Source organism: Rhizobium sp. T1470 (genome assembly GCF_042140505.1).
Classification (GTDB): domain Bacteria; phylum Pseudomonadota; class Alphaproteobacteria; order Rhizobiales; family Rhizobiaceae; genus Rhizobium; species Rhizobium favelukesii.
In genome coordinates this window covers 1,669,148-1,683,742 of the sequence record NZ_CP148091.1, presented here as the reverse complement: position 1 = coordinate 1,683,742, position 14,595 = coordinate 1,669,148, and the positions used below count along the sequence as shown (strand labels likewise).

Genomic DNA, 14,595 nt, shown 5'->3' with positions numbered 1-14,595 from the left:
GCCTGACCGCGAACGAACGAAGCTTCGCAGGGACAACAGCCATGTGCGCAATGTGAGCAATCACATCGCGTGTTCACACGCTATTTAAATACTTTAGTTCGACACAGACACATCGTGTAATCACATCGTGTGCCATTGGCATGTGATCCCACTCTAGGGGCGATCGCCCATAGAATGTGTTTGATCGCCAGCATTTCGGTTGACGATTACTATACGTATAGAGTTATATTCACAGAGACACTGAGCACGTCAGCTTTCAAAGGGTCGATCAAGATGAGCCGGATCTATGCCGCGGTGAGCAATAAGGGTGGCGCGGGCAAGACCACGCTCGTCACCCTGGCGGCGGGGGAGTATGCGCTTAGAAACGAGCGTGTGCTTCTGATCGACGCCGATAGCAGGCAGAACCTGTCGGGATGGTGGCGACTGTGCCACAACAAGCAAAATGTGCCCGACAACATCGAAGTCACGACCGCATCGACATCACGAACGCTCGAGACGGCCATCGAGCGGTTTGCAACGTCCTTCGACCTCATCGTGATCGATGCACCTGGCGTCGACAGCTCACTTCAGACGAGCATCATTCGCGCCTCGGAACTGGTCATCTCTCCCATTCAACCGGCGATCAAGGAGATCGAGGCGGCTGGACAGGCGGTCGCCATGGTCAACGAGATAAACGACGAAGCGGGTACCAAGATTCAGCATCTGAATGTGAGAACGCGCGTGACTATCCCGGGGCGCAACCTCGAAGCCTATCGCTATATCCGGCCATTCGTTGCCGGCTTGCAGCAAGCCGCCTATCGCACTGCACTTCTCGATACGGAGTTGTTCGAGCGCAATATCTATCGCGCGATCCAAAACGGCCTCGGCACATTGCAGATGCAGGACTTGACCGACAGCGTCCGAAAGGCCCGCGCCGAAGTTCAGGCGCTCGTCAACGAAATCGAGAGCAAACGATCGATCCACCTCAAGGGCATTGCCGCATGAACAAGCCGAGCCTGGACCTTGACGACTTCATCATCGCATCGAACGCTGTCAAAGCCGACCACAATGCCGGGGGTGCGAACGCGAGATCGATCGAAGGTCTCGCCGAAGAAGGATCTGCGCCGTCGGTCGAGGCCCCTATCCTGGCCAAGCTTTCGCAGAGTGTGCGCCAGCAAAAGGCAACCACCCGAGCTATTGCCGGAGAAGGAGCGCGGCTTGCGCTCAAGAACCTGAAGCGCGCCAAAGAGCGCGACGCGAAGTTCTATGTCAACGTTGCGCTGAACCACGAGACCAAGATGCGCCTGAAGACGGCGGCGCACGAGAACGATGTGAAGATGACGGTAATCATGCAGGCGGCGATCGACTTTTATCTGAAGGAAAACGGTTATTGAGTGTCGTCGAAGATGATCCAGCCGGTCGATATGGCGGGGTCATCTCAAGCAGACGCCAAAATGCCTCCTAGCGCGGAGACAGGTTCGCGATTTCGGCGGCGAGGTGCTCGATCGCAGCGTTGAGTTCGGTTTCGATCTGCCGGCGCTCTTCGAGGGTCGGGGCGTTGCGGGCCTCAGTGCGCAGTTCTTCGATGTGCTGTTCGGTCGTCATCGTCGTCTCCATTGACGTTTGTGAAAGATGACCGGCGCGGCTGTGAGGGGAGGAGACGGGTCAAGGTTCGCATCAGCGACCGGCGGAGCCGGCGTGCGGAGGAACCGATTTTGTCGGAGCGCAAGCGCAGGCAAAATTGGAGGGACTGCGCGACCTTGAGGCGGCTTTTCCGCTCACAGCACAATCGCAGTTCTGAGCAGACAGGGTTTGGTCTCGTGTGGCACCGGAACGAGTGTTCGAAACACTCAAGGAGACATTGCAGGAATGAGGCGTTTCCAAATCGGCAACACAGTCGTCGAGGAGCAATCCGCAAGCATTCAGGAAAACCTGGCGATGGCCTATCGATCGAAGCTGCGCCCGGTCTGTCTTTGTCAGACGCCTGGCGTGGCGATGTACATTGCCAATATCGGGGACCAACTCGTCATTAAACGGATGCCATTGACCGGCGGTGCGCACGCGTCTGACTGCGAATCTCATGAGCCACCCTACGAATTGTCGGGGCTGGGCTCCCTGATCGGCAGTGCTATCCAGATCGATACGGAAAGCGGGGTTGCTTCTTTGAAGCTGAATTTTTCCCTTTCCACGAAAGGCCCGCGCACCGCGCCAACGCAGACATCGGCGGGCTCAGAGTCCGTCAAGAACGATGCCCGCAAGATGTCACTGCGTGCCCTCCTCCATTATCTCTGGCATCAGGGCGGCTTGACGGAATGGACCGCACACTGGGCGGGCAAGCGGCACTGGCCGCAGGTTCGCAACCACCTTTTGGAAGCGGCGCGCACCATGTCTGTCAAAGGAGAGCCACTCGCCGATCGGCTGTTCGTACCGGAACCATTCCGGCTCGACGATAGAAACGCGATCGAACAGCGACGCGGCGCGGCATTGGCCTCTCTTCACGCTGGAGCCACCGGTTCAAAACCCTTGATGGTTCTGATCTGCGAGATAAAGGAATTTACGCCGACACGCAGTGGTCAAAGGATTGTCGCCAAACACCTGCCTGGTTTTTCCCTTTTCCTGGAAGAGGCCTCGTGGCGTCGCCTCAACGCGCGTTTTGCCGCCGAATTCGACATCTGGAAAGCAACCGGGACCTGTCACCTGATCGCGATTGCGACGATCGGCGCGTCAGCGTCGGGAGCAATCGCCGTCAACGAGATCGCCTTGACGGTCGTCACGGAACAGTGGCTACCGGTCGAAAGCATCCACGAAGAGCGATTGCTGGAACGATTGACCAAGTTGCGCCAAAAAACCGTCAAGGGGCTTCGTTTCAACCTTGCGACCACGCAGCCGCTCGCAAACGCGATGCTTCCCGAGCTGAAGCCCTGTCCCGCAGCGCTCTATGTCGTGCCGCCCGGCGCCGGCGCGGACTTCGAGATTGCGCTTGAGGAGATGATCGAGGCGCGACCGGATATGACGCCGTGGGTCTGGCGCGTCGCCGATGGCGACATGCCGCCCCTGCCCTAGGAGAACGAGGAGTGGCGTCGATTTTGACCTATCAAGCACATGAATCAATGCACCGCGACCGATTCAAAACTGTCGTTGGACGCCGAGCACCAGATCTCCGATCCTGTTGTCCATGTCGCTCGATCCCTATCACCGGCGCGTGTTGCGCGACCAGATAAGCTGGAGGCCTTCCTGGCCCGGGACTTCGGTCAGCGCGCGTAGATCGGTGCCGGGAAGCTCGGATCGTCGAGCTTGACCGAGATGCAGTCGCGCTCTGTGTCGCGGGCCTGTTTCTGCCAGCCGGCGCCGAACTCGACATTATGCGGAGCTCCACATATGTCGATTATGCAGAGAGCAGGATTAGCGGAGTATCGATCTCCAAATGCCGCTTTGGCCGGCATTTGCGGTGGGTTCCTGCTCCGCATAATACCGAGGGGTGGAAGGGGTGCGCCCCGCAGTGAGCGGAGCGCCATTGGCCTGATTAGCGGGACCAGATGAGCTTGTGCTCGCCCTTGTCGCCCTGGACGAGGGAGGCGTAGACCGGGGCCGTGAAGGAGGGGTCATCGAGCTTGAGCGAGAGGTATTCGGCGCCTGTTTCCCGCGCGGTCCGGCTCCAGCCGGCGCCGAACTCGACACCAGTTGCTGTGACCCGGAAGTCCGGGGCGCGATCGTTGTCGCGGTCGCAGGGCTTGATGGATGCCTTGACGTTGAGGGTGAGGGTCTTGATGGTGCCGTTGTAGGCGCCGGTTTCGTCGCGGGTGAAGGTGCCGATCTGAGCCATTGTCGCATTCCTTTTCTGTTGCTCGAGCCGCGCCCATCGCGGTCTCGATGGCTGTCGATCAGACCGGCGACGATCGGCCCGCACCCGCAGGGCCGCAACGAAGTGGAGGACGGCCATGGGCCGAGGCTTTCTTGGCTATCGCGAGGAATGACGGCGCAGCCGGCAGGGGAAGAAAACGAGCCGGCCGTTGCGGGAGGACGATCGAGCCGAGCATCGCGAGGCGGTCCCCGGTCAGACATGCCCCATCGAGACAGCGGTGGGTGTGCCTTGCGCAGATTGAAGGGACGGAAATGGCGGGCCGAGGGCGCACCTCATCGAGGCTGCAAGGGCCGCGCATGTTCTCATTCAAGAATGCCCATCTGTCGGAGACAGACGGATTGCTGTCCCTGAGTGTCAGCCTAGTCAATCACCTGTCGCGCCGATCATACACATTGGCGAACTTTGGCGTGACGAGCCCCGTGGAGACGATCGACGTGGCATGTTTCGACAGCGGCTTCAGTCACTGCGCAGGTCGATCGACAACTCCTTTTCCGGCGATTGACCGGCTGGGCCTCGCCGCGCAGCCGAATTTCGGGGCGATGCGACGTGGTCACCGCGAAGACGACGTGCCGCAAGCCCTGATCGCTGGAAAGAACTGACGGGCGAGAACGACTGGCGAAAGTCGAGGTCTTTGACAGCGAAAGCGGGGAGTGCTGCCGCACCTTCGCGATAGATGATTAACTCACCGTCATGTTAAGGTTCCAGCTCTTTCGACAGCTGGAGCTTTTCCGCATGCCCGACCAGGATGGCAGTATTTTCGACTATATCGGAATTCTTGCTGTAGTTTTACTCGTTGCGGCAAACGGATTTTTCGTCGCCGCAGAGTTCGCTTTGGTCTCTGTCAGGCGCAGTCGCGTCGCCGAACTTGTAGCCGCTCGCAGGATGAACGCGTCGGCCCTGCAGCGCGCTGTCGATAACCTCGATGCCAACCTTGCTGCCACGCAGCTCGGGATCACGATTTCCTCACTGGCGCTTGGATGGGTCGGCGAACCTGCCCTTGCTCATCTCATCGAGCCGCTGTTGGGCTGGTTGCCGGCGGGCTGGGCCGCCACGGGCTCACACACCATTGCCGTGGTGATTGCGTTTGTCATCATCACTTCGCTCCACATCGTCCTCGGCGAACTGGCACCAAAAAGCCTTGCCCTACAAAGAAGCGAAGTGACATCCCTGGCCGTCGTCAGACCGCTTCGCCTGTTCCTGGTGATCTTCAAGCCCGCCATCGTCACTCTCAACGGCATGGGCAACCTCGTGCTGCGTGCTGTGGGGCTTCATCCCGGCACTGTCGAAGCCTCCTTCCATTCGCCACAAGAACTGAAACTACTTGTTGCCGAGAGCCAAGAGGCCGGCCTTCTCAATCAGGTCCAGCAGCAGTTGCTCGAACGCGTGTTCAACATAGGAGATCGACCGATCTCCGACATCATGACGCCGCGCCTTGATGTCGACTGGTTCGACGCCGATGGCAGTCAAGCCGAAATCCTCACGACGATCCGGAAGTGTAGACATGAGCAGCTCCTCGTCGCACGAGGATCGATCGACGAACCGATTGGCATGGTTCTCAAGAAGGACCTGCTCGATCAGGTGCTGGACGGAGGCAAATTGCGTCCCATGGATGTGATAAAGCAACCATTGGTGCTGCACGAGAGAACATCGGTCGTTCGGGTGCTCGACAGCTTCAAGGCATCGCCGGTGCGGCTTGCGATTGTCATCGACGAGTACGGAACCCTTGAGGGCATCATTACCCAGACAGACCTGCTGGAGGCAATTGCGGGAGACCTTCCGGGTACGGATCAGGAACCAGATATCGTCATACGCGCCGACGGTTCATTGCTCGTCGATGCGATGATGCCGGCATTCGAAGCGTTTGATCGCCTTGGCATGCGCGACAAGCCGGAAGGAGATTTCCACACGCTCGCAGGTTTTGCCCTCCATCATCTGCAGCGTATTCCAGAGGTTGGTGAAATATTCGACTTTGACGGCTGGCGGTTTGAGATCATCGACATGGACGGGATGCGTATTGACAAGATATTGGCGACCCGCACCGCCACCAGTGATGCCGGCACCTAGTACGTGCCCCTCACAACAGCGGGGTGCGCTTGAGGAGGCGCTGCAGCGTCCGTCGGTGCATGGACAATTGGCGTGCAGCGCGCGCCACATTGGCGCCGCACGACCTGTAGACGTCCCTGATATGCTCCTGGCGGACATTACCGGGAGCCGGGAAGGATGACCGGAACGTCGGCTGTCTAAGATCCTTGTTCAGCAGAACGCCAATCAGAAACTCGACGTCGGTCGGCTTGGGAAGGACATCGCTGCCACCCGACTTGATTGCCTTTACGGCGTTAGACAGGTTGCAGAAGCGGCTGTGCACCAGCGTGCGGCAGCGCGGATAGCGTGTTGCGATAGCTTCAACCAGGCCGATGCCATCGCCATCATCGAAGACGAGTTCCACAATGGCGAAAGAGATGGTTCTTTCGCGCAGGTGCCGTCTCGCCGCATCGGCGGTATCGGCGAGGCATACATGAAGGCCTTTCCCGATCAGGCTTTCGACAAGCGGCGAGGCCGTCCCCACTTCGGCATCAGCGATTAACACCGCATTTTGCCTGGCAGTAGCCGGATGCCTGCTCGAATGAATGAGATCAGCCGAAGTCATCGTCATTCCCCTTGCTTCATGAGGCTTGAAGTGTAGGAGGATTGTGCGGCGCCAGACACTATACATACGGTTAGATCGGCTTCTGGTACAAAGCATCCCCCGGTGAGGTCGCCACATAAGCAAGGAAAGCCCGCGCGGTAGTTCGTGATGATAGCCGCGCTTCGATTGCGATTGCGCGAAGACGCACGCCATTGTCGTGGCAATCAAAGCTGGATCTACGCTTCCAACGACCGTCGGGCCAAAGCTACACGCACGCCGATGGCATCGAGCTGCTCTCAGATCGACGTCGGCATCGGGCAGCGAGCGACCGTCGGGGAGCGTGGCTGCCGCTTGGCCGGAAAGCGGCGTTAGTGGCCGTTGCTATCGTGCGAACTTGCGGGCAGCCGCCACGCAGGCAATGACCGCGGCGGTCACTGCAAACATGGTCCAAGTCACCGTTTCATGCAGCAGGGTTGCGGCCAGGGTCAGACCGAGGAAGGGTTGAAGCAATTGCAACTGCCCAACACTGGCAATGCCGCCTTGCGCCAGGCCCCGATACCAGAAGACAAAACCGATCAGCATGCTGAAGAGCGAGACGTAGACCAGGCCACCTAGCGCAGGGGCATTGATATGCGAGAAGCTTGCCGGCATGAACCAGATCGAGGCCAGGATCATCACCGGGAGAGACAAAACGAGCGCCCAGGAAATGACCTGCCATCCTCCCAATGTTCGCGAAAGTTTAGCGCCTTCGGCATAACCGAGCCCGCAGACGATGATCGCCGCCATCATCAGAGCATCTCCGACGGGCGCAGCGCTGAGGCCCTGCCCCAACGCGAAACTGCAAACGAATGCACTTCCCATTACTGCAAAGAGCCAGAAGGCCGGCTTCGGACGTTCTCCGCCGCGAATGACGCCGAAGACAGCGGTGGCAAGGGGCAACAGGCCGACGAAGACGACCGAATGCGCCGACGTCATGTGCTGCAGCGCGAGCGCCGTCAGCAATGGGAAACCCACGACCACGCCTGCAGCGACCACGACCAACGAAAAGACATCACGCCGTGCTGGACGCTTCTCTGCGAAAAAAAGCAGCAGTAAAAGCGCCAGCGCACCGGCGATTGCCGCCCGCGCGACCGTCAAGAACACCGGATCAAACTGCATGACCGCGACACGCGTCGCCGGCAGCGAGCCGCTGAAGATCACTACGCCGATAAGGCCGTTAAGCCATCCAGAAGCCGAGCGGTCCATATACCTTGCCTTTCTCATGTGCCGTCCTTATCGGGCCGGAGGCATGGTCACGCCAGTGACAGTCTGATACAGTTTTAGAAAACTGTTATGCCTGAGGAAGCAGTACAGATGGATGGAGCTGAGGAACGCAATATCAGCCGAGTGGCGATGGTCATGGCCACAATTCGACAACGGATTGCCGGCCGCATTTTGACGCCAGGTGCGAAGCTGCCGTCGGTTCGGGCAATGGCAGCAACAGCTGGCGTGTCCACGTCGACGGTCGTCGATGCCTATGAGCGCCTGGTTGCTGAAGGTGTGATCCTGTCCCGACAAGGTTCCGGTTTCTACGTCGCAAACCAGGCCGCTCCATTTTCGCTTTCCGAGATCAGCCCAAAGCTGGACCGGGCCGTCGATCCCTTCTGGGTATCGCGCCAGTCGCTGGAGGCCGACGACAGCAATCTAAAGCCAGGCTGCGGGTGGCTTCCGCCATCGTGGCTTCCAGAAGACGGCATTCGCCGGGCGTTGCGGGGGCTGTCGCGCGCCGGCAGCACTGCGCTCGCCGACTACGGCTCCCCTCTCGGATTGCCGCCACTGCGCCAACACATCGCAAGGCGCATGGCGGAGCGCGGGATGGAGGCATCGCCGGATCAGATCATGTTGACCGAGTCCGGGACCCAGGCCATCGATCTCCTTTGCAGGTTCCTCCTCGAACCGGGGGACACGGTGCTCGTGGACGATCCGTGCTACTTCAATTTCCAGGCACTGCTGCGGGCGCACCGCGCCAAGATCGTCAGCGTTCCCTATACGCCTTCAGGTCCGAACATCGAGCTGTTCGCTCGGACCGTGGAAGAGTATCGACCGCGCCTCTACATCACCAATTCGGCAATCCACAACCCGACGGGCGCCATCCTTTCCCCCGTTGTTGCGCATAGGATCTTGAAACTTGCCGACAAGTTCGACCTGACCATCATCGAAGACGACATCTTCGCCGATTTCGAGCATACGCCGGCTCCACGCCTGGCGGCCTTCGACGGCTTGGAGCGAGTGATCCAAATCGGAAGCTTTTCGAAGACCCTGTCTGCCTCGGCCCGTTGCGGCTTCATTGCCGCAAAGCGGGAATGGGTTGATGGGCTGATCGATCTCAAGATCGCGACCTCTTTCGGCGGCGGACGGCTCTCTGCCGAGCTTGTTTACAAAGTGCTGAGCGATGGCAGCTATCGCAAACACGTCGAGGTCCTGCGAAGCCGGCTCTCGAAAGCGATGTTCGACGTTTCGGCCAGACTGAAGAACCTCGGCATCATCCCTTGGCTCGAACCTTCGGCAGGAATGTTCATTTGGTGTCGACTGCCCGAAGATGCTGACGCAGCCGATGTCGCACGTGCCGCCCTGAAAAGGAAGATTGTCTTGGCGCCTGGAAATGCGTTCAGCCTCTCCCAATCCGCAAAGAACTTCATTCGTTTCAATGTTTCCCAGACACTTGATGCGCGGGTCTTCGATGTGCTGCGCGAGACGCTGAGGGACTGAATTTGCAAAGGCGAGGCGAGCCTCGTGACATCATCGATCGAACATATCCTGCCACTGCCGCTCACCGACCATGCAGTCGGTCGCCGGTTGGTCAGCAATCCTGTCCATCGTGGGCACAGGAGAAAGACCGCTGACTTCCAGGACAAGCTTGCGGCGCACCGCCACAGCGAAATCCTCGATCTTGTTGACTGGCAAGACGAAGGAACCGGGGCCGCCAATCACGCAATCGGCATAATACTTGTCGAGTCCGCCTGGTGCGCCAGAGGGGCGCAACATGAGTGCAAGTCCGTTGATGACGATGCCGGCCTGAACGGCCTTGTCGCGGGTTGGCGCAACTGGGTTTCCGGAATTGTTTGTGCCGTCGCCGGACACGTCGATCACTTGTCTCGTGCCTGAATATGGGCTGGAGACGATCATTGCAGCCCCTTGGGCAATCGCGGTGGAGATCGACGTGCGGCGCTGCGTGGTGATCGGTCGCTGCTCAAGCTTGCTGGCAAAGCCAATCGCATCCTGCTGTGTCTCGATCACATGCCAGTCGATGACGGAACCGGGCACCACATAGCCCGCCCATTCGAAGTAACTGATCGCAATGCGTCCGGTGAGCCCTCCCGTCACCGCCTCGATGAATTCTTTGTGCTTGAGCGCCTCGACATAGCCCTCCCGCTGGATGCGCACCTCCTCCTGATCCATAGACCGGGACGTGTCGACAGCGAGGACGAGTTTCACATCAACCTCGCCTCCGCCCAGCGGCACGGTTACCGGGGCCGCAGCTGAGAGGCTCATGAGCATCGCAAGCGTTGCAAACATCGGCGCTCCAATCACCGCATTGTCCACTGTCGAAAATGTAACACAGCTTGATATGCAGGCGACGTCGCGATGCATCCTCCAAGTCAACTTTCGGTGATGCGTCACGTAATGGGTGTGAAAGACGTCTCGCTCGACCCCACTTGATTTGAGCAAGCTGCCATCTCATTTGATATCCCTATCTCAATCTGTCGAACCGACAGCCTCTCGCCTTTGCAGCCGCTGCCGTTCCTCAAATTGGACGCCGCGCGTCCGAGGAGTTTTCATGGGTTTCATTGATCGTGACGTCCAGCCGTCACATGACGCCAGCCTGCTGGACGCCTATTCTCAGTCAGTTTCGAACGCGGTCGATCTTGTTGGGCCGGCGGTCAGTCGCATCGAAAGGGTGGGCGGTCGGGCCGGACATGGCTCCGGATTCGCGATCTCTCCTGATGGTCTGGTCGTGACGAACAGCCACGTCGTCGACGATGCAAAATCCGTTCGGATCAAAACGCCAGATGGCACCGTGATCGAGGGCAAGGTGCTGGGTCGCGATCCGGACAGCGATCTTGCGCTCATTCGTGCGAACGATTGGGCAGGTTCCTTTGCCCGGCTTGGAGACTCCAAGACATTAAAGCGCGGGCACATTGCAATCGCAATCGGAAATCCGCTCGGTTTCGAGTGGACGGTGACGGCCGGTATCGTTTCGGCCCTCGGCCGATCGATGCGCGCCGCCAGCGGACGACTGATGGATGATGTCATCCAGACGGATGCTGCGCTCAATCCCGGAAATTCCGGTGGGCCACTCGTGTCCTCGGCAGGCGAGGTCATCGGCGTCAATACAGCCGTGATCCAAGGCGCGCAAAGCATCGCTTTTTCTGTGGCATCCAACACCGCCAAACATGTTGTGTCAGAGCTCCTGCGGTTCGGCCACGTGAGGCGCGCCTATATCGGCATCGCAGCCGATACCGTAGAACTGCATCGGCGAGTGGCCTTGGAGGCTGGGCTTGTTCAGACAACGGCCGTGCGTCTGCGCCGGGTGGAGGAGGAAAGCCCGGCAGCGCGAGCAGGACTTCGGGAGGGAGACTATCTGCTTGCAATCGATGGCCACCCCACATCGGGCATCGACGACGTGGTGAGGCTTCTTGATGGCGACAAGATCGACATGGATGTCGAGGTGTTGATCTTTTCGGTGGTGGGTCGGATTGAACGACACATCGTCCGGCCGGCACACCGACCGAAATCGGAGTAGCTTCGCCAACGCGGTCTGTCAAACACGCCGCGTTTGTTCGAGCTCGGCGGGTCGCAAGACAGCCTCTCGTCAGACATTGCAATGCGAGCGTCGCGGTGGCAACCTTCGCTTTGGTGCCAATCAGGATCCCAACTTGACCCACCCCCAGATGCGCCTCGATGATCCGGAACTGGAACACGAGACTAGGAGCGGAATGCCGTCGCTCGTGCTCGCGGCGCTCGGGGTCGTCTACGGCGACATCGGCACCAGTCCCCTCTACGCCTTCAGGGAGGCGTTGCACGCCACGGCCGGATCGGGGACGCATCACGCCAACGTTCTTGGCGTCCTATCCCTTATCGTTTGGGCTCTTACCATCGTCGTCACCGTAAAGTACGTCTCCTTTGTCCTGAAAGCAGACAACCGAGGCGAAGGCGGCACGCTTTCGCTGATGACACTGGCGCGCGAGGGCCTCGCGGGCCGTCCAAAGTGGGTTCTGATCCTTGGAGTAGTGGGCGCTTCGCTGTTTCTCGGTGACGCCATCATCACGCCGGCGATTTCGGTCCTGTCGGCTGTCGAAGGCATCGAGGTCGTCGCGCCCGCCTTGTCGCACTGGGTCGTGCCGATCACGCTTATGATCATTGCCGTTCTGTTCTTTGTCCAAAGGTTCGGAACGGGCGGAGTAGCGTCGGTGTTCGGGCCGATCACCGCCCTATGGTTCCTGGTGCTCGGCATTAGCGGCGCGATCCATATCTTCGACGATCCTTCCGTCCTTGCCGCGATCAATCCCCTTCATGCCTTTCGCTACGTCGCCGACAATCTCGGATCGACCATCGCGGTACTGGGCGCCGTTTTCCTTGCGGTCACCGGCGCCGAAGCGCTGTATGTCGATCTTGGCCACTTCGGCCGTCGCCCGATCGTCATCGCCTGGTTCGCGCTCGTCTTCCCAAGTTTGCTGCTCAACTACTTCGGCCAGGGCGCGTTCGTCCTTTCTCATCCCGAGATGGCAGCCCATCCATTCTTCGGCATGCATCCGGAATGGGCGAGGCTTCCGATCGTCTGCCTCGCAACCGCGGCCACCGTCATCGCCAGCCAAGCGGTGATCTCCGGCGCCTACTCGCTTGTGCGACAGGCGATGCACCTGAACCTGCTCCCTCGCCTTCAGATCCTGCACACGTCAGAAACGCATTCCGGGCAGATTTTTATGCCGCAGGTGAATAGCCTGCTCTTCATCTTCGTCGCCGCGCTGGTCCTTTTCTTCCAGAATTCCAGCGGGCTGTCGGCCGCCTACGGTATAGCGGTGACGGCGGAAATGTTCATCACCTCGGTGCTGCTTTTTGTTGTGATGCGGCGGATCTGGCACTGGACGCTGGCCGGCGCCGTCGCCGTGATCGTCCCGCTGGCGATGATCGATGCCGGCTTTCTTGCCGCAAACGTCGCCAAGTTCGCCGACGGCGGCTGGGTTCCAGTGACCGTGGCGTCGGTCATGGCGCTTATCATGCAGACCTGGACGGCCGGACGCAGGCTTCTTGCGAAGCGGACAAGGGCCGATGAGATTCCTCTGTCCGTCATCATCAACAATCTCGACCGCAAGAAGCTCCCGACGGTGCCCGGGACTGCCGTCTTTCTGACGAGTGACGTCGAGGGCGCGCCGACAGCACTTCTTCACAGTCTCAAGCACTACAAGGTGCTTCACGAGCAGAACGTCATCCTCAGCGTCACGACCGCCACGACCCCGTTTGTGCCCGACGACGAGAAGATCTTTCTCGAGAGCTTCAACCCGCTCTTCAGCCGGATCGTGATTACCTTCGGGTATATGGAGACGCCGAACATTCCCCGCGCGCTCATCCTCGTGCGCAAGCTCGGTCTGAAGTTCGACATCATGTCGACCTCGTTCTTTCTGTCACGAAGGACCATCCTGCCTTCAAGGAAGGGAGGTATGCCCTTCTGGCAGGACAGGCTGTTCATCGCCCTTTCCAGGAACGCGAGCAATGCGACAGACTACTTCGGACTGCCGAGCGGGCGAGTTGTCGAACTTGGCCTTCAGACAGTAATCTGAAACAGGCACATGAAAGTCTTAAGTGTCACCATTGCGCGCCACCGCTGAGCTTCGACCAAATTGCCTGCAAACCGATCCGGTTCCGGAAAGCCAGCGTCGCGAACGAGCGTGCTGACATATGTCCGGCGGGCTTTGGCGTCGTATTTGATCGCCTTGAAATCTTCGACGCGCCTGTTGATTTACGGATCATCTGCAGGGCCGATATACTGGCGTTGCTGCCTATGCCCCTCGCCTTCGCTCGGCTGATCGAAATACCAGCATTTGCGACCCGTGTTGGTGACACCTACGAAGCGACCCTCAACGGGAAGTCAGCCGAGAACCTGGCATCCAGCAACGGTTGCCCGAGTTCAGTCATCGTGCGATACATGAGATCGATCTGCTTCATGTTGGCCTCGCTGTACTAAATCAACACTTTAGGACAACGCTCTTATCGCCTGCAATCTGACCCTTTTTGGCTTTGGAGATGGTCGAGGGACCATTTGCACTAAATCCACGATTTTAAGACAACGTCGGGGTCCGGCACGGGACGGCGCACCGTCCCTGGCAAGTTGATCACGCGTGGCACCGGGGGCATGTGCTTCACACCGGCAGAAACAGCGAACCAGGATCCATTCCGTCGACAGGATGTCGGGACCAAAAATTGGAGGGCTAACGCACCAGCGCTAGACCCTCCGCAAAAACCTGCTGCGGCACACCGCGTTGCCTTAAACGGTCGCCCGCAGATTCTCGTGTCCCGATGAGACATGAAAATCCTATGCGACTCGACAAATAAAGGAAAGCGCAACGAAACCGATCATTTATCGCGCTTCTATCCATGTAGTCAGGGAATGATCGTGCCCTGCCCTCGTGTTTCATGGAACCCACTTCCACGAGAAGCAGCTAACTTTTCGAAAGCTCGTGGATCTGCCGCAAGCGGTTCTCGGCGTCATGGAGCTTCTCCAATAGTTGCAGGTCTTCAGATTGCATCGCCTCGGCCACGAAGCCTCCGAGGATTTCCATTGGCGTCACTTTCAGGGCGTTGCAGAAGCCGACGAGAGTGGACGCGGCGATCCGGTTGAGCCCGCGTTCGTACTTCTGCATCTGCTGGAACGTCACATTCACGGCTTCGCCGAGCGTCGTCTGCGTCATCCCACGCATCTGCCGAAGCTGGCGAAGGCGCTCACCTATCGCCTTGTCGATATCCGAAATGCGTGCCTGACGAACACCTCTTCCCATTTGTCGTTTTTCTCTCAAATCAAAGGACGTTCGAGGAGTTCGATGGCCAGCTCGATCGCCGGCCTGTCAAGGACGTCGATGAGCGCGCAAGCGAT

Annotated in this window: 14 protein-coding genes and 1 pseudogene; 8 read left to right on the top strand and 7 right to left on the bottom strand. The window is 59.1% G+C overall.

Annotated features, from left to right (window positions below):
- The first annotated feature begins 273 nt into the window (after positions 1-273).
- On the top strand, positions 274-984 hold the full coding sequence (locus tag WGT02_RS08410; RefSeq protein ID WP_208248300.1) for a ParA family protein: 711 nt from the start codon (positions 274-276) through the stop codon (positions 982-984).
- Positions 981-1,373, top strand: coding sequence for a hypothetical protein (locus tag WGT02_RS08405; RefSeq protein WP_225039599.1), 393 nt, complete (start codon positions 981-983; stop codon positions 1,371-1,373). The genes WGT02_RS08410 and WGT02_RS08405 overlap by 4 nt, the downstream gene beginning before the upstream one ends.
- A 67-nt stretch (positions 1,374-1,440) precedes the next feature.
- Here the strand turns inward: WGT02_RS08405 and WGT02_RS08400 are convergent, their stop codons facing one another.
- Positions 1,441-1,584, bottom strand: coding sequence for a hypothetical protein (locus WGT02_RS08400; RefSeq protein ID WP_208248302.1), 144 nt, complete (start codon positions 1,582-1,584; stop codon positions 1,441-1,443).
- 264 nt (positions 1,585-1,848) lie between these two features.
- On the opposite strand from WGT02_RS08400, the gene WGT02_RS08395 reads away from it, so the two are divergent.
- Positions 1,849-3,042 (top strand): DUF1173 domain-containing protein, encoded by a 1,194-nt coding sequence (locus WGT02_RS08395; RefSeq protein ID WP_208248304.1) that lies wholly within the window; start codon positions 1,849-1,851, stop codon positions 3,040-3,042.
- A 129-nt stretch (positions 3,043-3,171) separates the two neighbouring features.
- On the opposite strand, the pseudogene WGT02_RS08390 reads toward WGT02_RS08395, so the two are convergent.
- Both WGT02_RS08390 and WGT02_RS08385 read right to left on the bottom strand, forming a co-directional pair.
- Positions 3,172-3,341, bottom strand: a pseudogene (locus tag WGT02_RS08390) (DUF736 family protein); the annotation flags it as partial.
- 161 nt (positions 3,342-3,502) lie between these two features.
- Positions 3,503-3,802: a DUF736 domain-containing protein gene (locus WGT02_RS08385; RefSeq protein WP_024318408.1), complete on the bottom strand. Its 300-nt coding sequence runs from the start codon at positions 3,800-3,802 to the stop codon at positions 3,503-3,505.
- Positions 3,803-4,137: 335 nt separating this feature from the next.
- Between WGT02_RS08385 and WGT02_RS08380 the strand changes: the two genes are divergently transcribed.
- Positions 4,138-4,440, top strand: coding sequence for a hypothetical protein (locus WGT02_RS08380; protein WP_208248306.1), 303 nt, complete (start codon positions 4,138-4,140; stop codon positions 4,438-4,440).
- A gap of 133 nt (positions 4,441-4,573) precedes the next feature.
- Positions 4,574-5,905, top strand: coding sequence for a hemolysin family protein (locus WGT02_RS08375; protein ID WP_208248308.1), 1,332 nt, complete (start codon positions 4,574-4,576; stop codon positions 5,903-5,905).
- Positions 5,906-5,915: 10 nt separating this feature from the next.
- Here WGT02_RS08375 and WGT02_RS08370 read toward each other — a convergent pair whose 3' ends face one another.
- The gene (locus WGT02_RS08370) at positions 5,916-6,488 is read right to left on the bottom strand and encodes a response regulator transcription factor (protein WP_208248310.1); all 573 of its coding nucleotides are present in this window, start codon (positions 6,486-6,488) and stop codon (positions 5,916-5,918) included.
- A 360-nt stretch (positions 6,489-6,848) separates the two neighbouring features.
- Entirely contained in the window at positions 6,849-7,712 is an 864-nt protein-coding gene (locus WGT02_RS08365; protein ID WP_208250492.1) for a DMT family transporter, read from the bottom strand.
- 87 nt (positions 7,713-7,799) lie between these two features.
- On the opposite strand from WGT02_RS08365, the gene WGT02_RS08360 reads away from it, so the two are divergent.
- On the top strand, positions 7,800-9,215 hold the full coding sequence (locus tag WGT02_RS08360) for a PLP-dependent aminotransferase family protein (RefSeq protein ID WP_208248313.1): 1,416 nt from the start codon (positions 7,800-7,802) through the stop codon (positions 9,213-9,215).
- Between the two features lie 30 nt (positions 9,216-9,245).
- On the opposite strand, the gene WGT02_RS08355 is transcribed toward WGT02_RS08360, so the two are convergent.
- Positions 9,246-10,022, bottom strand: coding sequence for a DUF1194 domain-containing protein (locus tag WGT02_RS08355; RefSeq protein WP_208248315.1), 777 nt, complete (start codon positions 10,020-10,022; stop codon positions 9,246-9,248).
- A gap of 262 nt (positions 10,023-10,284) precedes the next feature.
- On the opposite strand from WGT02_RS08355, the gene WGT02_RS08350 reads away from it, so the two are divergent.
- Both WGT02_RS08350 and WGT02_RS08345 read left to right on the top strand, forming a co-directional pair.
- Positions 10,285-11,250 (top strand): S1C family serine protease, encoded by a 966-nt coding sequence (locus WGT02_RS08350; protein ID WP_208248317.1) that lies wholly within the window; start codon positions 10,285-10,287, stop codon positions 11,248-11,250.
- 148 nt (positions 11,251-11,398) lie between these two features.
- A complete protein-coding gene (locus tag WGT02_RS08345) occupies positions 11,399-13,285 on the top strand; it encodes a potassium transporter Kup (protein WP_375679388.1) in 1,887 nt (628 codons plus the stop codon).
- Between the two features lie 879 nt (positions 13,286-14,164).
- Here the strand turns inward: WGT02_RS08345 and WGT02_RS08340 are convergent.
- Positions 14,165-14,500 carry a helix-turn-helix domain-containing protein gene (locus WGT02_RS08340; RefSeq protein WP_208248321.1) on the bottom strand — a complete coding sequence of 112 codons (336 nt, stop codon included), beginning with the start codon at positions 14,498-14,500 and terminating at the stop codon, positions 14,165-14,167.
- Positions 14,501-14,595 lie beyond the last annotated feature (95 nt).